General features: G+C 61.7%; 15 protein-coding genes and 1 pseudogene. 11 read left to right on the top strand and 5 right to left on the bottom strand.

What is annotated here, in order from left to right:
* Positions 1–10: 10 nt before the first annotated feature.
* Positions 11–1,048: a selenide, water dikinase SelD gene (selD, locus tag Q5H92_RS16060; RefSeq protein ID WP_305012562.1), complete on the bottom strand. Its 1,038-nt coding sequence runs from the start codon at positions 1,046–1,048 to the stop codon at positions 11–13.
* Between the two features lie 112 nt (positions 1,049–1,160).
* On the bottom strand, positions 1,161–1,718 hold the full coding sequence (locus tag Q5H92_RS16055) for a DUF2911 domain-containing protein (RefSeq protein ID WP_305012561.1): 558 nt from the start codon (positions 1,716–1,718) through the stop codon (positions 1,161–1,163).
* A gap of 310 nt (positions 1,719–2,028) precedes the next feature.
* Between Q5H92_RS16055 and Q5H92_RS16050 the strand changes: the two genes are divergently transcribed.
* The 4 genes and pseudogenes from Q5H92_RS16050 to infB all read left to right on the top strand — a co-directional run bounded on the left by Q5H92_RS16050 (position 2,029) and on the right by infB (position 10,704).
* Positions 2,029–5,442: a DUF7948 domain-containing protein gene (locus Q5H92_RS16050; protein ID WP_305012560.1), complete on the top strand. Its 3,414-nt coding sequence runs from the start codon at positions 2,029–2,031 to the stop codon at positions 5,440–5,442.
* Positions 5,443–5,556: 114 nt separating this feature from the next.
* Positions 5,557–6,027, top strand: coding sequence for an LSm family protein (locus Q5H92_RS16045; protein WP_305012559.1), 471 nt, complete (start codon positions 5,557–5,559; stop codon positions 6,025–6,027).
* Positions 6,028–6,043: 16 nt separating this feature from the next.
* Positions 6,044–7,276: pseudogene (gene nusA / locus Q5H92_RS16040) on the top strand (transcription termination factor NusA); the annotation flags it as partial.
* 335 nt (positions 7,277–7,611) lie between these two features.
* Positions 7,612–10,704 carry a translation initiation factor IF-2 gene (gene infB, locus Q5H92_RS16035; RefSeq protein WP_305012558.1) on the top strand — a complete coding sequence of 1,031 codons (3,093 nt, stop codon included), beginning with the start codon at positions 7,612–7,614 and terminating at the stop codon, positions 10,702–10,704.
* A gap of 201 nt (positions 10,705–10,905) precedes the next feature.
* Here infB and Q5H92_RS16030 read toward each other — a convergent pair whose 3' ends face one another.
* Positions 10,906–11,361: a hypothetical protein gene (locus tag Q5H92_RS16030; RefSeq protein WP_305012557.1), complete on the bottom strand. Its 456-nt coding sequence runs from the start codon at positions 11,359–11,361 to the stop codon at positions 10,906–10,908.
* Positions 11,362–11,602: 241 nt separating this feature from the next.
* Positions 11,603–12,040, bottom strand: a complete 438-nt coding sequence (gene mscL, locus Q5H92_RS16025) for a large conductance mechanosensitive channel protein MscL (protein ID WP_305012556.1) — start codon at positions 12,038–12,040, stop codon at positions 11,603–11,605.
* 230 nt (positions 12,041–12,270) lie between these two features.
* On the opposite strand from mscL, the gene Q5H92_RS16020 reads away from it, so the two are divergent.
* Together Q5H92_RS16020 and Q5H92_RS16015 are read left to right on the top strand one after the other, a co-directional pair.
* Positions 12,271–13,062: an enoyl-CoA hydratase/isomerase family protein gene (locus tag Q5H92_RS16020; protein WP_305012555.1), complete on the top strand. Its 792-nt coding sequence runs from the start codon at positions 12,271–12,273 to the stop codon at positions 13,060–13,062.
* 143 nt (positions 13,063–13,205) lie between these two features.
* Complete coding sequence (locus Q5H92_RS16015) at positions 13,206–14,711, top strand: oligosaccharide flippase family protein (RefSeq protein ID WP_305012554.1); 1,506 nt, start codon at positions 13,206–13,208, stop codon at positions 14,709–14,711.
* A gap of 3 nt (positions 14,712–14,714) precedes the next feature.
* Here Q5H92_RS16015 and Q5H92_RS16010 read toward each other — a convergent pair whose 3' ends face one another.
* Positions 14,715–15,206, bottom strand: coding sequence for a hypothetical protein (locus Q5H92_RS16010; protein WP_305012553.1), 492 nt, complete (start codon positions 15,204–15,206; stop codon positions 14,715–14,717).
* A gap of 256 nt (positions 15,207–15,462) precedes the next feature.
* Between Q5H92_RS16010 and dut the strand changes: the two genes are divergently transcribed.
* The 5 genes from dut (at position 15,463) to Q5H92_RS15985 (ending at position 21,451) form a co-directional block, all read left to right on the top strand.
* Positions 15,463–15,900 carry a dUTP diphosphatase gene (gene dut, locus Q5H92_RS16005; protein ID WP_305012552.1) on the top strand — a complete coding sequence of 146 codons (438 nt, stop codon included), beginning with the start codon at positions 15,463–15,465 and terminating at the stop codon, positions 15,898–15,900.
* 126 nt (positions 15,901–16,026) lie between these two features.
* Entirely contained in the window at positions 16,027–17,037 is a 1,011-nt protein-coding gene (locus Q5H92_RS16000) for a sugar phosphate nucleotidyltransferase (RefSeq protein ID WP_305012551.1), read from the top strand.
* A gap of 237 nt (positions 17,038–17,274) precedes the next feature.
* Positions 17,275–19,095 carry a tetratricopeptide repeat protein gene (locus tag Q5H92_RS15995; protein ID WP_305012550.1) on the top strand — a complete coding sequence of 607 codons (1,821 nt, stop codon included), beginning with the start codon at positions 17,275–17,277 and terminating at the stop codon, positions 19,093–19,095.
* Entirely contained in the window at positions 19,088–19,864 is a 777-nt protein-coding gene (lolB1, locus tag Q5H92_RS15990) for a lipoprotein insertase outer membrane protein LolB1 (RefSeq protein ID WP_305012549.1), read from the top strand. The genes Q5H92_RS15995 and lolB1 overlap by 8 nt, the downstream gene beginning before the upstream one ends.
* Before the next feature lie 24 nt (positions 19,865–19,888).
* Positions 19,889–21,451 (top strand): murein hydrolase activator EnvC family protein, encoded by a 1,563-nt coding sequence (locus Q5H92_RS15985; RefSeq protein WP_305012548.1) that lies wholly within the window; start codon positions 19,889–19,891, stop codon positions 21,449–21,451.
* The last annotated feature ends 304 nt before the right edge of the window (positions 21,452–21,755 follow it).

Genomic DNA, 21,755 nt, shown 5'->3' with positions numbered 1-21,755 from the left:
GAAACCGGCGTTAGGCGCTCACCTGCACCCAGGCCTCGCCCTCCGCGTGCTCGCGCAAGTGCCCAAAGCTTTCCAGCGCCAGCCCGTGCTTTTCAAATACTTCCAGTGCCGCCGCCCGGCCGCCCGGCGCCACGCACACCAGCAGGCCGCCCGAGGTCTGCGGGTCGCAGAGCCAGGCGCGCTGCTCGTCCGTCACCTTACCGATTTTATGACCATAGCTGGCCCAGTTGCGGCCGGTGCCGCCGGGCACGCTGCCCTGCTTCAGGTAACTTTCGGCGGCAGCAATGCGCGGAACTTTCGTAAAGTCGATTTCGGCCGTCAGGTGGCTGCCTTCGCACACTTCGGCCAGGTGGCCCAGCAGGCCAAAGCCGGTCACATCGGTCAGGGCCGTCACGGCGGAGAGCTTGCTCAGCTCGGCTCCAATCTTATTGAGCTGCATCATCTGAGCCGGCGCCAGGGCGGCGTCTTCATCGCGCAGAATGCCCTTTTTCTGCGCCGTGGTCATGATGCCCACGCCTAGCGGCTTGGTGAGAAACAGCTCTGAGCCGGCCGTGGCCGTGTCGTTCTGCTTCAGGTCTTTAATGTCGACCATGCCCGTCACGGCCAGCCCAAAAATGGGCTCCGGCGAATCGATGCTGTGGCCGCCGGCCAGCGGAATGCCCGCCTCGGCGCAGATGCTACGGGCGCCTTCCAGCACGCGGCGCGCTACCTCGGGCGGCAGCTTATCCACGGGCCAGCCCAGCACGGCAATGGCCAGCAGCGGCCGCCCGCCCATGGCATACACGTCGGAAATGGCATTGGCCGAGGCAATGCGCCCGAAATCATACGCATCATCCACGATGGGCATAAAGAAGTCGGTGGTCGAAATCACTGCCTGCCCGCCGCCGATGTCGTACACGGCCGCGTCGTCACGGCTGGCATTGCCCACCATCAGCTTGGGGTGTTGGGGCTGCGCGATGCTGGTGTGCAGCATCTGGTCGAGCACGGCCGGCGCGATTTTGCAGCCGCAGCCCGCGCCGTGGCTGTATTGGGTGAGCTTGTATTCCATGAGATGTCAGGTTGGGATTGGCGCAAAAGTATGTAGCGTGGACGCTGCGAGTCCGCGTATGGAGCGCGCCATGCGTGGACTCACAGAGTCCACGCTATAGTTATTCAGGTACTTATTTAATAGCCACCGGCACTTCCACGTTTTCCCAGCGCAGCACCAGCCCCGGCGATTTCACTTCGTACACCAGCCGCTCGGTCAGGCTGGCGCTCTTGCGGGGCGTCACCATCACGCGCAGGGCGTCCTGCTTCTCGTCGTATTTGAAGGCACCCCACTGGTTAGGCACTTTGTTGAAGATGACCGTCCACTGCCCGCTCTCGGCCGGAATCACAAAGAAGCCGTACTTGCCGGCCGGCAAGGCCTTGCCTTCCACCTTCACGTCTTTGCTGAATTCCACGGTGGTTGCCTCGTTGGCCCCGGCGCGCCACACTTTGCCGTATTGCTCCAGCCCGCCGAAAATTTTGCGGCCCTTCACGCCCGGGCTGCTGTATTTCACCGTCACGTCGGTGCTGCCGATTTTGCCGGTGGCCGTGGCGGCCGGGCTGGGTTTTTCCTTTGCTGGCGCTGCCGGCATGGCGGGCGCGGCCGGAGTAGCCTGGGCGTAAGCCGCGCTGGTGGTGAGGGCCGTGGCCAAGCCCAGAGCAAGGTGGCGGAACAGGATTTTGGTTTTCATGGAGTTAAACAAAATGGGGATGGGAATGAAAATCGACAGCAAGCTACGGGCCGCGCCCTCAGCAACCGCGGCAGCTGGCGCAGGTTTTGGGCCGCCAAATTGAAAAGGACATGGCTAAGCTCACGAACCATAAGCCACCGCGTGCGACAGCCACAATGAAAAGTCTGCTAAAAAGATTGTCAGCAAGCCTGTAAGGCCGGTTTTCAGCATGAATTTCAATTCCGGCAAAGTCTGAAAAGCTGCAAAGTCGACTTGCGTGCCTGTAGCTGGTCCCGGTACTTGCGCCCTCACGCTCACATCGGTTCTGGCTATGATTAAAACGATTACGCTGCTGCTGTGGCTCGGGTGCGTGGGAATGGCCGTCGGGCGGGTTTCGCCCGCCCCAACGCCACCGGCCACGGCCGAATTTATTCAGAACAAAGGCCAGTGGCCGGCGGCAGTGCGGTTTGCCGCGCCTCTGGCCGCCGGGCAGCTGTTCATCGAAAACAACGGCTTCACCTACGCCCTCCTCACCCCCCGCCGGCACCACGCCGCCGCTTCCGACACCGCCGCCCGGCCGCAAGGCCACGCCTACCGGGTGCGGCTGCTGGGCGCCCTGCCCGGCGGCCCGGTCGGCGAACAGCAAACCGCCGAGCGGCGCAACTACTTCTGCGGCAACGACTCGGCCCGCTGGGCGCGCGATGTGCCCAGTTTCCGCGCCGTGCAGTACGCCGCCGTGTATCCGGGCATCGGCCTGCGCGTTTACGAAAACGCTTCTCAGCAGCTCGAATACACTTTCACGGTGCAGCCCGAAGGCCGTCCCGCCGCCATTGCGCTGCAGTACGAAGGCACCGACGGCCTGCGCCTCGACGCCGCCGGCAACCTGGTGGTGAGTACCCGCGTGGGCCAGGTCACGGAGCAGGCGCCCCGCGCCTGGCAGGTCGATGCCGCCGGCCGCCACCAGCCGGTGGCCTGCGCGTTTGCGCTGGCGGGCAGCACCGTCACGTTTGCCCTGGGCCCGTACGACGCCCGGCGCCCGCTGGTCATCGACCCGGTGGTGGTCTTCGCCACCTTCACCGGCTCCACGGCCGACAACTGGGGCCACACCGCCACCTACGATGCCCAGGGCAACCTCTACTCGGCCGGAACGGTCTTCGCCCAGGGCTACCCCACCAGCCCTGGCGCTTTCGACCCCAGCTTCAACGGCTCCATCGATGTCGCCATTATTAAGTACGACCCCCGGCAGTTTGGCCCCGCGGCCCGCGTCTACGCCACCTACCTGGGCGGCGGCGGCACCGACGTGCCCCACCGCCTGGCCGTAGATGGCGCTGGCGAGCTGGTGGTGTTGGGTACCACTGGCTCGGCCAATTTTCCGCATTCCTTCTTTTCGCTTCGTCGCTTCAAGGGCGGCCCTCCCGTCATCCCGGAGTACGGAATAGCCTACCCCGAAGGGGCCGATTTGTTCGTAACCCGCCTCAGCGCCGACGGCCGGCGCCTGGTGGGCAGCACCTACCTGGGCGGTTCCGGCACCGACGGCTTGCCGTTTGCGGGCTCCAGTACCACGGGCAATGCCAATACCACGGCTCTGCCGCAGCTAGGCTTCGCCGCCTGGCGGGGCGATGTGCAGGTCGATGGCCAAGGCAATGTGTACGTGGCCACCAGCACGGCCAGCGCTGATTTCCCGGGCCTGAATGCCTTCCAAACCACCTACCGCGGCGGCGCCACCGATGCCGTGGTGTGCCGGCTGTCGCCGGATTTGCAGACGTTGCAATGGAGCGCATTCGTCGGTGGCCGGTCGGCCGATGCGGCTTTTGGCCTCACCCTAGCTCCCAATGGGCTGGTGTACGTGGCCGGCAGCAGCACCAGCGCCGACCTGCCCATCACTGCGGGCGCCTTCCAGCCCGCCAACAAAGGCGGGGCCGACGGCTTTGTGGCCGCCCTCACTTCCGACGGTCAGGCCCTGCGCTACCTCTGCCGCACCGGCACCGCCGACGCCGACGCGGCCGAATTCATCCAGGCCGATGCCGCGTCCACCATCTACATCGCCGGCCTTAGCAACGGCCAGCTGCCCACCACCCCGGGCAGCCTGGGCGATGGCGGCATCTTCGTGCAGCAGTTCTCGGCCGATTTAGGTACCAGCCTTTTCACCACCAGCCTGGGGGCTTTGCATACATTCAACGACCTTACCCTAAGCGCCTTTCGGGTTGATGACTGCGGCGCCATCTACCTGGCCGCCGTTGGCTTCACCCAGGGGTTGCCGCTCACTACAGGCGCCCGGCCCTACGAGTCGACTTACGTTGCCCAGCTCAGCGCCCGCGGCCGCACCCTCGATTTCGGCGCCTGCTACACCGGCGACCACACCCACGGCATCAGCCGTTTTGGGCCCGATGGGGCCTTATATCAGGCCATTTGCGCTCATTGCCAGACCAGCCGCAATTCCTTTGTCATCCCTCTGCTGGCCTACTATTATTCCAGCACCGCCCCGGCTAGCAACTGCAACGATGCTTCCCTGAAAATTGCCGTAGCCCCGGTGGCAGGCACCAGCACCCGGCAGCTGTGCGTGGGGGCCGGCCCCCTGCCATTGGGCGGAAACCCGGCCGGCGGCGTGTGGACTGGCCCCGGCGTGGCGCCTGCGCCGGGCGGCGGGTTTCAGTTTGTGCCCACGCCGGCCCTGCTCGGCACCAATACGCTGACGTACACCCCACCAGCGGGCAGTAGTTGCGCATCCACCAGGCTGGCCATTAATCTAATAGCTCCCGAGGTCGCCATCATCGACCCCATCGGGCCGTTTTGCGTGGCGGCGCCCGGCACCCTGAGCAGCATCCTGCTGCAAGCCCGGCCCGCCGGGGGCGAATTTTCGGGTCCCGGCGTTAGCCAGGGCTATTTCAGGCCCTATATGGTCGGTCCCGGTACCTATACCATCACCTACTCCTTCAACGTCGACGGCCGGTGCGGCAGCGGCTCAATCAATGTCAGGGTGCTGGGTCAGCCGTTGGTGGTGAGCGCCGATACTACTTTGTGCGGCAAGCCTTTCCGCGCCTTCCAGCTTCGGGCGTCGCCGGCCGGGGGTACCTGGGCCGGCTATGGAGTGAGTACCACGGGCCTGTTCAACCCGGCCCAGATATCAACCAGCGGCGGTGCCACTTACGCTGTGGCCACCTACAGCTTCAACAGCGCCGATGGTTGCAAAAGCCAGCGCGCCGTGCGCATTCTGCTGGTGCCGGATGCTCCGGTCCTCGACCAACCACCACCCTCCTGCCCGTTGCGCCCCGATATAGCTGGTTTTCCGCCTTTCACGCTCAAACTGCCCGCTTTGCCTAACGACTATGTGGCCCGCTATTCCTGGGATTTTGGTGATGGCGAAGTCAGCGGCTATTTCCAGCGTCCGGCCATTGAGTCGCATACCTACATCACGGCGGGCACCTTCGTGCCGGTGCTGCGCATCGATTACGCCGGCGGCTGTCCCCGCACCATCACGTTGCCGCCGGTGGTTGTAGGCGAGCCCCAGCCGTTGCCCAACATCTTCACGCCCAACGGCGACCAACTAAATGAGTTCTTCATTCAGCGCCAGTTTTGCGAACTGCCTACCCTGCGCGTGTATTCCCGCTGGGGCCAGGAAGTGTACCACGCCGCCCAGTACCGCAACGACTGGAACGCCGCCGGCCTGCCCGATGGCGTCTACTATTACCGTTTCGAAGGCGAGCGCCGCCAAACCGTGAAGGGCTGGCTGGAAGTGCGCCACTAAGCCCGTCTTGCATTCGGCGGCTTATTATCGTACCTTTGCCCCGAAGTTGGTATTCAATCTGATAAAGAGGGGACGCGCAGTCCCCTCTTTTTTTGCCCGCTTGTTTCAAACTCTATGCACTTCGACCGCAACCTGCTGCTGGAAATGCTCCACGACGCCATCGGCGACGAGGAGCTGTTCATCGTGAGCCTCACCGTCTCCGATTCGGTGCTGCCCAAGGTCACCGTGACGCTCGACGGCCCCCAGGGCCTCGCCATCCAGTCGTGCGCCACCATCAGCCGCCGCCTGGGCCGCCGCATCGACGAGCACTACGGCGAAGAATCGGCCTACTCCTTGGAAGTCACCAGCCCCGGCGCCGACCAGCCCCTCACCGACCCGCGCCAGTACCCGCGCCACATCGGCCGCTCCCTGGCCCTGAAGCTGGCCGACGGCACCGAGAAAACCGGCATCCTCACTGCCGCCACTCCCGAAGGCGTCGAAATCGAGGAAGTCATCAAGCAAAAAACCAAGAAAACCACCCTGCCCGCCGCTTTTTATTCCTTCGGGGACATTAAGGAAGCCAAGGTTGTTATCTCTTTCAAATAAATACAGTTCTGCCTCTATGAACAGCCACGAACTCATTGAATCCTTCGGCGAATTTGCCCGGAGCAAAAACATCGACCGGCCCACGATGATGAGCATCTTGGACGACGTGTTTCGTACCATGATTCGGAAGAAGTACGACCAGGACGAAAACTTCGACGTCATCATCAACCCCGATAACGGCGACCTCGAAATCTGGCGCAACCGCGAAATCGTGGACGACAACTCGGAGGATATCTGGGACCACGACAAAATTCCGCTGGCCGAAGCCCAAAAAATCGAGCCCGACTTTGAGGTCGGCGAATCCGTAGCCGAAGGCGTGAAGCTGGAGGATTTCGGCCGCCGCGCCGTGCTCATGGCCCGCCAAACGCTGATTCAGCGCGTGAAAGACCTGGAGCGCGACAACCTGTACCAGAAATACAAGGACCAGGTAGGCGAAATCGTCACCGGTGAAGTCTACCAGGTGTGGAGCCGCGAGGCCCTCATTATGGACAAGGACGACAACGAGCTGGTGATGCCCAAGGGCGAGCAAATCCCCAAGGACCGTTTCCGCAAGGGCGACACCGTGCGCGCCGTAGTGCACCGCGTGGAAGTCATTAACGGCACGCCGAAAATCATCCTCTCCCGCGCCGCCCCAGCTTTCCTGGAGCGGTTGTTTGAGCTGGAAGTGCCCGAAATTTACGACGGCCTCATCACCATCAAAAACGTGGTGCGCGAGCCCGGCGAGCGCGCCAAAGTGGCCGTGGAGAGCTACGACGAGCGCATCGACCCGGTGGGCGCCTGCGTGGGCATGAAGGGCAGCCGCATCCACCCGGTGGTGCGCGAGCTCGAAAACGAGAACATCGACATCATCAACTACACCGATAACCTGGAACTCTATATTGCGCGGGCACTATCGCCGGCCAAGGTGGGTTCTATGAAGATAAACCAGGAAAACGGCCGGGTTTCCGTCTTCATGAAGCCCGACCAGGTGAGCCTGGCCATCGGCCGCGGCGGCGCCAACATCAAGCTGGCCAGCCGCTTGGTGGGCATGGAAATCGACGTCTTCCGTGAAGCCATAGACTACGAAGAAGACATTTCGCTGGACGAGTTCCAGGACGAAATCGAGCCCTGGGTGTTGGCCGAGTTGAAAAAAATCGGTCTGGACACCGGTCGCGCCGTATTGGCGGTGAAGAAAGACGACATCGTGCGCCGCACGGAGCTCGAAGAAGAAATGGTGGACGATGTGTACCGCATCATCCGTCAGGAATTTGCCGACGACGAAGACCTGGACGAAAGCTCCCTGGAAGCCGCCAAAAACCGCGTTGCCGCCGGCAAAACGGACGATTCGGCTACCGAAGAAGCGGCCGTAACGCACGCTTCGGCCACCGCCACGGCGGCCGAACATTCGGTGCTGGACACCGAAAACAACACCACGACTGAGGAAGCGGGCGAAGGCTCTCCCGCCGAGCCAGCCCAATGACGGCCCCGCGGCCGGTACGGCAAGGGTAACAAATCGCGCCAGTAGGTGCGGTTTGCGCCCTGCTGGCAAGATTTAATGTAATACCTTTGCACTTAGAAGCGTATCGTACGCGAGTAACAGATAGAATGGCGGAAGCAACCCCGAAACGGCTACAACAGGCGGCCAAAGACCTGAACATTGGAATGGACAGGGTGGTCGAGGCCCTGGCCAAGAAAGGCATACAAGTAGAAAACAAGCCGACCACGAAGCTCACCGGTGAGCAAGTGGCCTCGCTTGAAAAGGAATTTGCAGCCTCAGCTCACGACCGTCAGGAGGCCCAGAAGGTCATCCAGGCGAAGCGTCAGAGCGACCTTGAAGCGGCCCCCAAGCCCGCTGCCCCGGCTCCGCGCCCCGTGCAGGCTGCTCCGGCCCCTGCGCCCAAGCCGGCTGCTCCAGCGGCTCCGGTAGCTGCAGCGCCCGTTGCGGCTGCTCCGGCCCCCGCGCCGGCTGCGCCCGTGGTTGCCGCTCCGGCTCCCACGCCCGCCGCTGAAACCCCCTCGGCGCCCGGCCTCAAAGTGCTGGGTAAAATCGAGTTGGACAGCCGTGGCCGCGTGGTGCCGCCCCGTCCGGCCGCGCCCGCTGCTGCCCCGGCTCCGGCCGCCGCTGCCCCGGTAGCTCCGATGCCCGCTCCCGCGCCGACGCCCACTCCCGCGCCAGCAGCTCCCAAAGTAGAAGCGCCCGCCCCGGCCAAATTGGAAACTCCGGCTGCTCCCGTAGCCGCCCAGCCCATAGCCAAAGCCGAACCGACGCCGGCTCCCCAGCCCGCCGCTCCGGCACCTACGCCTGCTCCGGCCGCTCCTGTGGCAGCCACGCCGGCTACCCCGGTTGCTACTGTTACTCCATCTGCTCCCGCCGCTCCTGAAGCTGCGGCGCCGGAAGATACCAGCACCATCGTCGCCAAGTCGGATACGCTGAAGGGCCTCACGGTGCTCGGCAAAATCGACTTGTCGTCGCTCAATAACGACCGGCGCGGGCCGGGTGGCCGTGGCCCCCGCCCCATTGCTTCGTCGGATGTGAGCAAGCGCGGCCTGCCCGCTGGCCCCGGCCAGAAGAAGCGTACGCGCTTGCCCGGCCCTCCCGGCAGCACCACGTCGCCGCCCAGCCCCGGCTACCAGGGCAACCGTCCGGCCGGTGGCCAGGGTGGTGGCGGCTACCAGGGCAACCGCCCCGGCGGCCCCGGTCAGGGCAATCGTCCCGGTCAGGGTGGCCAAGGCAACCGCCCCGGCCAGTCGGCTCCGAAGCCGAATGCACCTGCTCTCACGCCGGAACAGGCTGAAAAGCAGATTCAGGAGCAGATTAAGGCCACGCTGGCCAAGCTCGGCGGCAACAAAGCCACCGGCCAGGCCAACCGCGCCAAGTATCGTCGCGACAAGCGCAGCATGCTGGCGGAGGACCGCGAAGCCCTGCGCGCACAGAACGAACTCGACGCCAAGACCCTCAAGCTCACCGAATTCATCTCGGCCAATGACCTGGCTTCGCTGATGGACGTGAACGTGAATGAAGTTATCAAGGTGTGCTTGGGCATGGGCATGTTCGTGTCCATCAACCAGCGCCTTGATGCCGAAGCCATTACCGTGATTGCCGACGAATTCGGCTTTGACGTGGAATTCCTATCGGCTGAAGAAGAAGAGATTGATGTGGATGCCGGCGATGCTGAGGAAGACCTCAAGCCCCGTGCCCCCATCGTCACCATCATGGGCCACGTCGACCACGGCAAAACCTCGCTGCTTGACTACATCCGCGACGCGAGTGTGGCCAAGGGCGAAGCCGGCGGCATCACGCAGCACATTGGTGCTTATGAAGTGCGTACCAAATCGGGCCAGCCCATTACCTTCCTTGATACGCCTGGTCACGAAGCCTTTACGGCCATGCGTGCCCGTGGTGCCAAGGTGACGGACATCGCCATTATCGTGGTAGCTGCCGATGACTCGGTAATGCCGCAGACCAAGGAAGCCATCAACCACGCGCAGGCTGCCGGGGTACCGATTATCATCGCCCTCAATAAGATTGACAAGCCGACGGCCAACCCCGAGAAAATCCGCGAGGAGCTTTCTCAGATTAACATTCTGGTGGAAGAATGGGGTGGCAAATACCAGAGCCAGGAGGTTTCGGCCAAATCGGGCGTTGGTATCGAAGACCTGCTGGAAAAGGTGCTGCTGGAGGCCGAATTGCTCGACCTGAAAGCGAATCCCGACCGCGGCGCCATCGGCACTGTTATCGAAGCTTCGCTGGACAAAGGCCGTGGCTACGTGACCACCGTGCTGGTGCAAACCGGTACGCTGAACGTGGGCGACATTATCCTCGCTGGCCCGCACTTTGGCCGCGTGAAGGCCATGACCGACCACCGCGGCAAGAAAATGAAGACCGCGCCGCCCGCTACGCCGGTGCAGGTGCTCGGTCTGACCGGCGCCCCGCAGGCCGGCGACCGCATCCAAGTAATGGAGACGGAGCGCGAAGCCCGCGAAATTGCGACCCAGCGTCTGCAGCTGGCCCGGGAGCAAACCATCCGGACCAAGAAGCACATCACGCTGGACGAAATCGGTCGCCGCTTGGCCATCGGTTCGTTTAAGGAACTCAACATCTTGGTGAAGGGCGACGTGGACGGCTCGGTGGAAGCACTTGCTGACTCCTTGCTCAAGTTGAGCACGCCGGAAGTGAAGGTGAACATTCTCTCGAAAGGGGTGGGCGCTATCTCGGAAAGCGACGTGTTGCTGGCTTCGGCTTCTGATGCCATCATCATCGGCTTCCAGGTGCGGCCCTCGCAGAGCGCGCGCAAATTGGCGGAGAACGAGCAGATTGATATCCGTCTGTACTCCATCATTTACAACGCCATCAACGAGGTGAAGGATGCCATGGAAGGCATGCTGGCCCCGACGGTGCAGGAAGTGGTGGTGGCCAACGCCGAAGTTCGCCAGGTGTTCAACATCACCAAAGTGGGCACTATTGCCGGCTGTATGATGACTGAAGGCACCATGACCCGCAAAACCAAGGTGCGGGTGGTGCGCGACGGCATCGTGATGTACACCGGCGACATTCAGGACCTCAAGCGTTTCAAAGACGACGTGAGCGAAGTGCGCCAGGGCTACGAATGCGGTATCTCCATCAAAGGCTTCAACGAGCTGGTGGAAGGTGACAACATCGAAGGCTTCGAAGAAAAGGAAATCAAGCGTACGCTGTAAGGCAAGCGCAACCTGCAAAGGTGAAAAAGCCCCGACTGCATTGCGCAGTCGGGGCTTTGTTTTGGGTCAATTGCTTCACGAAGAATCATCAATTGACAAGTAAATATTGTTGCAAACCCAAGGCAGCACAGTAATGGATAATAAACAAAAGCCCCGACTGCAGGATGCAGCCGGGGCTTTTGTTTCTAACAGATTCGTGTTTTAGAAAAACAGGAATTTATGCTTGCTCTTGTGCTTGTGCACCAGCGGCTTGCCAGCAGGGTTGGCGCCGCCGATGGCGTGGCTTTGGCCGCGCTTCTGCTCCATGTAGCCGGGCTTGCCGGGTTTGGCTTTGAATTTCTTCACCATGAAGCCGCCGCCGCTACGGTTAGAATCGAACTGGCGCTCGGGACTGCCGTTGCGGCCGAAGCTGGTGTTGCCGGTGCGGGCTTCGAGGAGTTCGAGCTGCTGGTCGCGCTTGATTTCTTCGGGCGTCATAGCGGCGCGGCGCTGGTTGCGGGCCAGTTCCATGGCGTTGGTGCCCGAGGTGCTGCGGGCGTTGGCTTCGCTGCTGCCTTGGCCGGCGGTGGGGAAAGCGGGCCCGGTTTGGGCGTGAGCGACAGAGGTCGCACCGAAACTTAGCCCGCTGAGCAGCGCGGCAGCAAAGAAGAATTTCATATGGGGTGAAAGGAAGTGGGTGGGGGGAAGATGCGACTTAACGGTTGGAAGCGAGGGGTGGTTCACTGAATGATGCAATTTTGCACATTCGGCCATAAGTCGGGCCTAAGTTCGTAACTTATTTTGAATCGGCAAATTACTGTCCGGTTTTAAAACCTAAACTTGAGCTAAAAATATAAAACCGCTGCCCACAGCACGGTGGACAGCGGTTTTTTCTGGGTGAACGGATACGCTCCTTTTTTTAGGCGCGGCCGGTGCGCAGGGCGTCGCGGATTTCCATGAGCAGCTGCTGGTCGGTGGTGGGTGGCGGCGGGGTGGCGGGCACGGCGGCTACTTCCACGGGCTTCTTCTTGATGCTGTTGGCGCCTTTTACAACCCAAAAGATAACGAAGGCAATGATGAGGAAATAAATGACGGCGTTGATGAAGTTGCCGTAGGCGATGGTGGCGGCTTTGGCATCCTGGGCGGCTTTAAGGGTGTCGTAGTGCTTGCCGTCGAGGGTGAAGAACTTCTCGTTGAAGTTGATGCCGCTGGTGAAGACGCTCAGCACGGGCATGATGATGTCGTCGGTGAGCGAGGTCACGATTTTGCCAAACGCGCTGCCGATGATGACGCCGACCGCGAGGTCGAGCACGTTGCCCTTGGAGATAAATTCTTTGAATTCGGAGACGAAGCCCATAGCAGTCGGGATTGAAGGGTGAAAGAAGAGTTTGCGCTAAAGCTACTTATTTAGGAACAAATACATAGCAGCATTACCGTAGCAAAGGTGGGTGTTCCCGGTGGTACCAGGCGGTTGATTTCGGTCGGCTGGGGCGAAACGGCGTTCAACCCCGGTGCTGGCCCGACCAGCCCCAGCGGCCCGGGGCGCTATCTTTGGCGGGGCTAAGTCAAACCCACCTTCTTTTCGTTATGTCTGCTTCGTTCGAAAACCTGCTTTACGACCTTGACGCCGCCAGCGGCATCCTCACCCTCACCATCAACCGCCCCAGCAAGCTCAACGCGCTGAACGCGGCCACCATCGCCGACATCGACGCGGCCGTGCAGCAGGCGCTGAACGATGCGGCCGTGCGCGGCATCATTCTGACCGGAAGCGGCGACAAGGCCTTCGTGGCCGGGGCCGACATTGCCGAGCTGGCGGCCCTTACGCCTGCGCAGGCGGCCCGCGCCTCGGAGCTGGGCCAGGAGGCCTTCTGCCGCATTGAGGACAGCACCAAGCCCGTGGTAGCGGCCGTGAACGGCTTCGCGCTGGGCGGTGGGTGCGAGCTGGCCATGGCCTGCCACATGCGCGTGGCTTCGGACAATGCCCGCTTCGGCCAGCCCGAGGTGAACCTGGGCTTGCTGCCAGGCTACGGCGGCACGCAGCGCCTGCCCCAGCTCATTGGCAAGGGCAAGGCCATTGAGCTGCTGCTCACGGCCGACATGGTGAAGGCCGACGAAGCCCTGCGCCTGGGTTTGGTGAACCACGTGGTGCCGCAGGCCGAGCTGCTGACTTTCTGCCAGCAACTGCTGGGCAAAATCCTGGGCAAGGCGCCGCTGGCCGTGGGCATGGTGTTGGAATGCGTGAACGCGCACTATGCCAAAGGCGCCGACGGCTACAAGGCCGAGGCCGAGGCGTTTGGCCGGGCCTTCGACAGTGAGGATTTTAAGGAAGGCACTACGGCGTTTGTGGAGAAGCGGGCGGCGGTGTTCACTGGTAAATAAAATAGGGTTGAATAGCTAACGTCTGTCATCCTGAGCGCAACGAAGGACCTTCTCACGTTCGAACCTGAATTGTTCAGCGGTGAGAAGGTCCTTCGCTGCGCTCAGGATGACAGCTGACTACAAACGAGCTTCATTAACCAAGAATGAGTGTAGCGAAAAGACTGGCCTCTCAAACGGCCGTGTATGGCGTGAGCAGCATTGTGGGCCGGGTGCTCACCTACCTGCTGGTGCCGTTCTACACCAAGGCATTTGCGCCGGCCGAGTACGGGGTGGTGACGGGGCTGTATGCCTACGTGTCGTTTCTGAACGTGGTATTCACCTACGGGATGGAGACGACGTATTTCCGTTTTGCCAATCGCGCGGGCACCGACCGGCGCGAACTGTACGACCGGGTGCTGAGCTTGCTGCTGCTGAGCACGGTAGCCCTCTCGGTGCTGCTGATGCTGCTGGCGCGGCCGTTGCTGGGGCTGCTGGAAATTCCGCCGGGGCACGAGGAATATGCCTATTGGGTGGCGCTGATTCTGGGACTGGATGCGCTGTCGGCTATTCCGTTTGCGCGGCTGCGGCTGGAAAACAAGGCGCGCAAGTTTGCCGGCATCAAGCTGGCGGGCATTGTGGTGAACGTGGCGCTGAACCTGTTTTTCATCGTGCTGTGCCCGGCGGTGATGAGCGGCAAGTGGCTGCCCGCCCTGCAGCCACTGGTGGCGCGGGTGCACGACCCCACCATGGGCGTGGGCTACGTGTTTCTGAGTAACCTGGTAGCTAGCGGCCTCACGCTGTTGCTGCTGGGCCGCGAGCTGCTGGACTTCCGCTTCCGCCTGAACCTGAGCTTTCTGAAGCCGCTGCTACAGTATGCTTACCCGTTGATGTTGATGGGCCTGGCGGGCATGGTGAACGAGACGCTGGACCGCATTCTGCTGCCCAAGTGGCTGCCGGATAATTTTTACCCGGGCCAGAGCAGCCTCACGGCGGTGGGCATCTATGGCGCCTGCTACAAGCTGAGTATTTTTATGCAGCTGGTTATTCAGGCGTTCCGCTACGCGGCCGAGCCGTTCTTCTTTTCGCAAAGCACCGAGAAGAACTCGCCGGCCACGTTTGCGCTTATTTTGAAGTGGTTCACGCTGTGCTGCGCGGTGATTTTCGTGGGCATCAGCCTGAACGTGGAAGACATTGCCGGGCAGTTTCTGAAGCGGCCGGAGTACCTGCAGGGGCTGGCCGTGGTGCCGGTACTGCTGCTGGCCAACCTGTTTCTGGGCGTATACTACAACCTGTCGGTGTGGTTTAAGCTAACCGATAAGACGTACTACGGCACCTACATCGGCGCTGGCGGCGCGGTGCTCACCATCGTGCTCAACTTCCTGCTGATTCCGGTGCTGGGCTATATGGGTTCGGCCCTGGCCACGCTGGCCTGCTATTTTATGATGGCCGTGCTGTGCTGGCGGCTGGGCGAGCGGCACTTCCCGGTGCCCTACCCGGCGCTGCGGCTGGGGCTGTGGCTGCTATTTGCCGTGGGGCTGGTGGCGCTGGGCCAGTGGATAGTGCCAGCCGGCTGGTGGGCGCGCCACACTTGGCACGCCGGGCTGACCGTGCTATTTCTGGCGGCGCTGTACGTGGTGGAGCGGCCACGGCAAACGGCCGCCGCGGCCTAACCCTTACTGGGCCTTTCCCAGCGAGAAGTACGCGTTGAACGTGAGTGCCAAGAAACGGCCATATACTATAATAGGGTCGGGCCGGGGCGAGGCCGTGGTCAGGGTGGGGGTGAAGGCGTAGCGGGAAGACAGCGCAATGGTGTATTCGTGCCGCGTCCGGCGCTGCAACTCAAATTCGGCTTCCAGAAAAACAGACCATTCCCGCTCATATACCTTCTCCCGATAGGTACTGTAGGGTGATTGACGGGTGGAAGGCCCGTTCAGGGCCCAGGCATAGGCCGCGCCAGCCGATAAATGAAATACGGAGGCCGGCTTGAGGAAGCGCAGGTAGAGCGGTACGACCAAATAGTCGGTGCGGCCACCCAAGGGGTTGTCGTGCTGCTCCCACCCAAAGCCACCATAAAGGGCTATTGGAGCATCAGCCTTGCTTACTCCCCCAATGGCCGTGACGGCCGGGCTTATAATAGCTGGGCCGCCAGGTGAATAGCTGGCCAAGGCGGGCCCGACTTTCAGACCTAAGCGGGGCTGAAAACCAGTTTGGCCTGGAGCAGTAGGTTGGGAAAAAGCGACGGCCGGCAACAGCAGCCCAGTAAGGCTAAAAGCAAAGAAGTAGTTGGTGCGCATAGTGGCTGGGCGCTATTAGGAAGGCAGAAGCATAAACATAATCGATTTGGCTTTGGCATGGCCAGCCTGACGCTAGCGAGTGCATAGGGTGGGCTTCTATCTTTGCCCGCTATTTCTGTGTTGCCTCATGCTTATTCCCGTCATCAACCACTCGGGCCACCCACTGCCCGAATACCAAACCCCCCATGCCGCCGGGCTCGATTTACGGGCGCACCTCGTGGATGGACCGGTCACGCTGAAACCGCTGGAGCGGCAGCTCATTCCCACCGGCCTGAGCCTGGAAATTCCGGTGGGATACGAGGCCCAGGTGCGGCCCCGCAGCGGCCTGGCGGTGAAGCACGGCATCGGCATTGTGAACAGCCCGGGAACGATTGATGCCGATTACCGGGGCGAAATCCGGGTGCTGCTGGTGAATTTATCCAACGAGCCGTTTGTGGTGAACGACGGCGAACGCATTGCCCAACTGGTAGTTGCCCGGCACGAAACCATTGTGTGGCAGCCCGTGGAATTGCTGAGCGAAACCCAACGGGGCACGGGTGGGTATGGCAGTACAGGAAAAAGCTAATATCCGGCAATTGGTTGTTGGCGGACAGGCCCTAGCTTCGGGCCGCCAAACGGCTGCCGGGCGGGCAAGGCCGACATTCTGCGCATCTGACCGAACTTTACCAACACCTGACTACTCGTTAAACACATGAAAATCATCGTCCCGATGGCCGGCATGGGCAAGCGCATGCGCCCCCACACCCTCACCGTTCCCAAACCCCTGATTCCGATTGCGGGCAAGCCCATTGTGCAGCGCCTCGTGGAGGACATTGCCAAAGTGTGCGGCGAGCCGGTGGACGAAGTCGCCTTCATCATCGGCCGCTTCGGTGCCGAGGTAGAGAAAAACCTGGTGAAAATTGCCGAATCGGTGGGCGCCAAGGGTACCATCGTGTACCAGGACGAGCCGTTGGGCACGGCCCACGCCATTCTCTGCGCCAAAGAGTCGCTGACCGGCCCGGTGGTGGTGGCCTTCGCCGACACGCTGTTTAAGGCGGATTTCACGCTCGATTCCAGCGTGCCCGGCACCATTTGGGTGCAGAAAGTGGACGACCCCAAGCCTTTCGGCGTGGTGAAGCTGAACGCGGAAGGCCAGATTACAGAGTTTGTGGAGAAGCCGCAGGAATTCGTGTCGGACCTGGCCATCATCGGCATTTATTATTTCCAGGACGGCGAGTACCTGCGCAGCGAGCTGCAATACCTGCTCGACAACGACATCAAAGACAAGGGCGAGTACCAGCTCACCAACGCCCTCGAAAACATGAAGAACAAGGGCACGGTGTTCGTGCCCGGCCGCGTGACTGAGTGGCTCGACTGCGGCAACAAGGACGCCACGGTATTCACCAACCAGCGCTACCTGGAGTACCTCAAGGAGCGGGGCGAGTCGCTGGTGGCGGCCTCGGCCAAAATCACCAATTCGGTGCTGATTGAGCCGGTTTACATCGGCGAAAACGCCATCGTAACCGACTCGGTGGTGGGCCCGCACGTGAGCCTGGGCGACCACGCCAACGTGCGCGACTCGCGCCTGTCGAACTCCATCGTGCAGCAGTCGGCTTCGGTGCTGAATGCGGTGATTACGAACTCGATGATTGGCAACTACGCCGGCGTGACCGGCACGCCCGACGATTTGAGCCTCGGCGATTATAACCAGCTGCGGGTGTGATTTGAGGGGAGAGGGGTAGTGAGCAAGGTGGAGAGAGAGGCAGTGAAATAGGAAGCGGAAAACTTAAGGGAGGCGCGTTGAAATTATTTTCTGCGTGTGGCGTTTCCAGCCAAAGCGCCTTTTGGCGCGCCTCCCGGCTTCCGGCCTTTCAGCCTCCTCCCCATCTCCCATCCTCCCCCACTCCCTTTGTTTTCCTGTAAATTCGTGAGCCGGGCCCAAGGTCCGGTTTTGTTGTATATGCGTCAAGTTGCTCTAAGCCTGTTGTTTTGGTGTGGGATGGTGGTGGTAGGCCACGCCCAGCCCACGGATGGCGCTCCCCAGCCGCCGGCCAAGCTGAGCCGCAAGGAGCAGCGTGCCCTGGAAAAAGAGCAGCGCGAACTGGACAAGAAGCTGGCCGACGCCAAGGCCAAGCGCGCCGCCGCGCCGCCGCTCACGGAGCGCGAGCGCGAGATGAGCGAGGCGTTGTTTGTGGAAGGGGTGAAGTATGTGCTGCTGGAAGACTACACCAAGGGCCTGGAGCAGTTGCTGAAAGCGTATTCGCTGAGCCCCGACAACGCGGCCATCAACTACAAGATAGCCGAGGCTAACCTGCTGAGCGGCAACCTGCGCGACGCCACCAATTACGCGGAAGCCTCGATTCGGCTCGATTCTAAAAACGCCTACTACTACCTGCTGCTGGCCCAGATTCAGGCTACCCAGAAGCAATACGATGGGGCTACCAAAACCTACGCGGCCCTCATCAAGCAGGTGCCGAATTCGGGAAGCTACCTCTTTAATTTGGCTGACCTGTACCTGGCCCAGAATAAGCTGCCCGAGGCCCTGAGCACCCTCGACCAGGCCGAAAAGGAGTTTGGGCAAGTGGACGAGATTTCCTTCAAGAAGCAGCAGATTTTTCTGAAGCAGAACAAGCTGGATTTGGCGCTGGCCGAAGGCGAAAAGCTCATTAAGGCCAACCCGACCGAAAGCCGCTACGTGCTGGCCCAGGCCGAGATGTACGCCAGCAACAACCGCCTGCCCGACGCCCTGCGCGTGGCCCAGCAGGCCCTGCGCGTGGACCCCGACAACCCGCAGGCCCACATGATTCTGGCCGAGGTGTACCGCCAGCAAAGCCAGCCCGACGAGGCCGCCCAGCAGCTCAAACTGGCTTTCGCCAGTCCGGCGCTGGACATCGATGAGCGGGTGCGCATTCTGGTGGGCTACATCAAGCAGCTGCCGAATCCTAAAGAATCCATCAACCAGCTGGCGCGCGACCTGGCGGCCGAAACCATCAAAACCTACCCGAAGGACGCGAAATCCTACGCCGTGGCCGGCGACATTCAGACCCTAACCGACCATAAGAAAGACGCCCGCGACACGTATCTGAAAGCCCTACGGCTCGATAACTCCAAGTTTCAAATCTGGCAGCAGGTGGTGCTCATCGATGCCGAGCTGAACCAGACGGATTCGCTGCTAACCCACACCGACCGGGCGCTGGAGCTATTTCCCAACCAGGCGTCGCTCTGGTTTTACAACGGCGCGGCGCATTTGCTGAAAAAACAGCCGCAGAAGGGCGTGAAGGCTTTGGAGCACGGCCGCAAACTGGTAGTGAACAACCCCGAGCTGCTGGGCCAGTTCGACGCGCAGCTGGGCGATGCCTACCACGAAATGCGGCTGTACGAAAAGTCGGACGCGGCCTATGAGGCGGCGCTGACCAGCGACCCCAACAACGTGCAGGTGCTCAACAACTACAGCTATTTCCTGTCGTTGCGCGGCGAGAAGCTCGACAAGGCCAAGCAGATGTCGGGCAAGGTGGTGAAGCAGTTTCCCGACAACGATACCTACCTCGACACCTACGCCTGGGTGCTCTACAAGCAGAAAGACTACGCCGGCGCCAAAGCGACGCTCGACAAAGCCATGCAAACCACCAAGGACGGCTCCATCATCGAGCACTACGGCGACGTATTGTACCAGCTCGGCGAGAAGGACAAGGCCGTGGCCGAATGGCAGCGCGCCCGCAAAGCCGGCGGCACCTCCGACCTGCTGGAGCGCAAATTGAAAGACCACAAACTGTATGAATAAAATAACCTTGCTGCTGGCCCTGGGGCTGCTCGTGGGCAGCTGCACCCGCAAAGCGACGCCTACCGTTTCGACCAAACCCGGCACTTCGGTGTCGGTGGCCGAGCCCACGGTGCGCGCTACCAATACTTCGTTTTTGTATCTGAATGCCAAAGGCAAGGCCCAAATCACGATGAAGGGCAACAAGCAGGGCGCCAACATTTCGCTGCGCATGCGCCGCGACAGCATTATCTGGGTCACGGCCGGGCTGCTGGGCGTGGAGGGCGTGCGCGCCGTGCTCACGCCCGACTCGGTGCGGGTGGTGAATAAACTGGAAAAGACCTACTTCACCGGTGGCTACGACTACCTGAGCAAGCTGCTGAACGTGCCCGTGAGCTTCGCCCAGATGCAGGCCCTGCTGCTGGGCGACTACCTGCCCGCGCCCGCCGGCACTACGCCTACCATTGCCACCGAAGAAGCCAACCGCCAGCGCGTGAGCTACCCCATGGCCGGCGTGCTCATCGAGCGGCTGCTGCAACCCGGCACCGGCCGCGTGCAACAGCTTAAGGTGAGCGACGCCGCCACCCAGCGCAACCTGACGGTGGACTACACCGATTTCAAGCCCCTGGAAGAGCCCGGCAACCTGCCTTTCGCGCATTCGGCCTTTATTCAGGCGCAGCAGCCGTCGGCGGGGGCTGTCACGGCGGCCATCAACTACAGCAAGGTGAACGTGGGACGCGAGCGGCTGGCATTTCCCTTTGCCGTGCCCAAGGGCTACAAGCGCCAGAAATAAGCAGTGGTTTTTGACTGGTACCCGGTGAAGCGTAAACAGATAGAACAAGCTGAAAAGCTGATAATAACGCTATGGCGTGCGTTGCGGCCCGGCCGCGGCCTGCTGCTGTGTTTGCTGAGCATCTGGCTGGCCCTGCCGGCCGCCGCCCAGCAGCGCAAGAAAAAGCAGCCGGCTAAAACCACGCAGACTAAAGCCAAAACCCGGACCACCAGCAAATCCCGCACTACCCGCCCGGCGCGCCCCAAAACCAAAGAACAATTGGAGCGCGAGCGGCAGAACAACCTGCGCCAGATTCAGGCCACCAGCCAGGCCCTGAATCAGACGCAGGAGAAGAAAAAAGCCAGCCTGGGACAGCTCAACGTCATTAAGGAAAAGCTGACCGAGAAAAAGCAGGTCATTCAGGGCATTTCGACGCAGCTGCACGGCATCGAAACCAACGTGCACCAAACGGCCACGCAGGTACTGCAAACCCAGCAAACCCTGCGCGAACTGAAAGGCGAATACGCCCGGCTGCTCTACACGGCCTCGAAAACGGCCAACGGCTTCAACCGGCTGATGTTTTTGTTTGCTTCGGAGTCGTTTAATCAGTTTGCCTTGCGGCTGCGCTATATCCGCCAATACACCGAGGAGCGGCAGCGGCAGGCGGCCCGCATCATGGGCACGCAGTACCGGCTGCACCAGCAACTTTCGGGCCTCACGCAGCAGCAGAAACGCAAAAGCAGTCTGCTGAACAACCAGTTGAATGAGAATAAAAATCTGCTCTCCCTCAAATCGAAAGAAGATGAGATGGTGCAGCAGCTCAGCCAGCAGGAGCAGGGCCTCCGCCAGGAACTGGAAGAGCGCCGCCAGGCCGTGAACCGCCTCGATAACCTGATTGCCGAGCGGGTGCGCGAAGAAATTGCCCGCGCCGCCCGGGCGGCCCGCCTGGCCACCCGTCGCCAGGCCGCGCTGGCCGCTGCCCGCGACGCCCGCCGCGCCGCCGCTGCCCGCAACGCCGCCGGTGGGGCCGGACCCGCCCGCCCGCGCCGCGAAACAGCCGCCGCCAGCGAAGACGCCAGCGACGCCGATAACGCCACGGCCGCCCCCGAGTCGGACGCGCCCGAAACCGCCGCCGAAGCGGCTGCCGACCGCCGCGCCGTGCGCATTGCCCTCACGCCCGAGTCGGCGCTGGCGTCCTCGTCCTTTTCCGGCAACCGGGGCCGGTTGCCCTGGCCGGTGAGCCGGGGCTTCATCAGCCAGCATTTTGGGCGCCACCCGCACCCGGTGCTGAAAAACGTGACCGTGGAAAACCGCGGTGTCGACATTCAAACCGCGGCCGGCGAGGAGGTGCGTTCCTGCTTCGATGGCAAGGTGCTCACCATCGCCAACATTGCCGGCATGAATACCATCGTGATGATTCAGCACGGCGACTTCTTCACAGTGTACGCCAAGCTGCGCTCCGTGAACGTGCACGAAGGCCAACGCGTGAGTGCCCGCGAAGTCATCGGCACGGTAGCCACCGATTCGGAAGGCACTTCCGAAGTGCAGTTCCAGGTATGGCACAACTCGGCCAACCTCAACCCGGAGAGCTGGCTGGGGCACAAGTAGGCAGAGGGCGCCTGTCATTAGGCCGCGGCAATCCATCCTCTCAAACCCAATCATGCTCTTCTACCAGAAAGCCCCGGCACTGTGCAGTGTCGGGGCTTTTATCGGGGGTTATCGCATTAAAAGGCTGGTCGCTCAGAGCAGGACGGATTGCCACGGCCTGTGGCCTCGCAATGACAACCGAAACCAACCGGGCAAAAAAAAACACCGAGCAAAGCGCGGTGTCTTTCTGAGCTATGAAAACAAACTTAGCTGTCGGCAGGAGCGGCTTTTGAGGCGTGCTGCAACCGATAACCGATTCAAAATT

The organism is Hymenobacter mellowenesis (assembly GCF_030581005.1).
Lineage (GTDB): Bacteria > Bacteroidota > Bacteroidia > Cytophagales > Hymenobacteraceae > Hymenobacter > Hymenobacter mellowenesis.
Note: the sequence above shows the minus strand (reverse complement) of the source record. Positions and strands in the feature narration are given on the sequence as shown.

Excerpts from the sequence above, each read along its gene's own strand:
- mscL (WP_305012556.1), bottom strand. The coding sequence starts at position 12,040 with ATGGGCTTCGTCTCCGAATTCAAAGAATTTATCTCCAAGGGCAACGTG.
- Q5H92_RS16030 (WP_305012557.1), bottom strand. The coding sequence starts at position 11,361 with ATGAAATTCTTCTTTGCTGCCGCGCTGCTCAGCGGGCTAAGTTTCGGT.
- lolB1 (WP_305012549.1), top strand. The coding sequence starts at position 19,088 with ATGAATAAAATAACCTTGCTGCTGGCCCTGGGGCTGCTCGTGGGCAGC.
- Q5H92_RS16045 (WP_305012559.1), top strand. The coding sequence starts at position 5,557 with ATGCACTTCGACCGCAACCTGCTGCTGGAAATGCTCCACGACGCCATC.
- infB (WP_305012558.1), top strand. The coding sequence starts at position 7,612 with ATGGCGGAAGCAACCCCGAAACGGCTACAACAGGCGGCCAAAGACCTG.
- Q5H92_RS15995 (WP_305012550.1), top strand. The coding sequence starts at position 17,275 with ATGCGTCAAGTTGCTCTAAGCCTGTTGTTTTGGTGTGGGATGGTGGTG.
- Q5H92_RS16055 (WP_305012561.1), bottom strand. The coding sequence starts at position 1,718 with ATGAAAACCAAAATCCTGTTCCGCCACCTTGCTCTGGGCTTGGCCACG.
- Q5H92_RS16020 (WP_305012555.1), top strand. The coding sequence starts at position 12,271 with ATGTCTGCTTCGTTCGAAAACCTGCTTTACGACCTTGACGCCGCCAGC.
- Q5H92_RS16000 (WP_305012551.1), top strand. The coding sequence starts at position 16,027 with ATGAAAATCATCGTCCCGATGGCCGGCATGGGCAAGCGCATGCGCCCC.
- dut (WP_305012552.1), top strand. The coding sequence starts at position 15,463 with ATGCTTATTCCCGTCATCAACCACTCGGGCCACCCACTGCCCGAATAC.
- Q5H92_RS16050 (WP_305012560.1), top strand. The coding sequence starts at position 2,029 with ATGATTAAAACGATTACGCTGCTGCTGTGGCTCGGGTGCGTGGGAATG.
- Q5H92_RS16015 (WP_305012554.1), top strand. The coding sequence starts at position 13,206 with ATGAGTGTAGCGAAAAGACTGGCCTCTCAAACGGCCGTGTATGGCGTG.
- selD (WP_305012562.1), bottom strand. The coding sequence starts at position 1,048 with ATGGAATACAAGCTCACCCAATACAGCCACGGCGCGGGCTGCGGCTGC.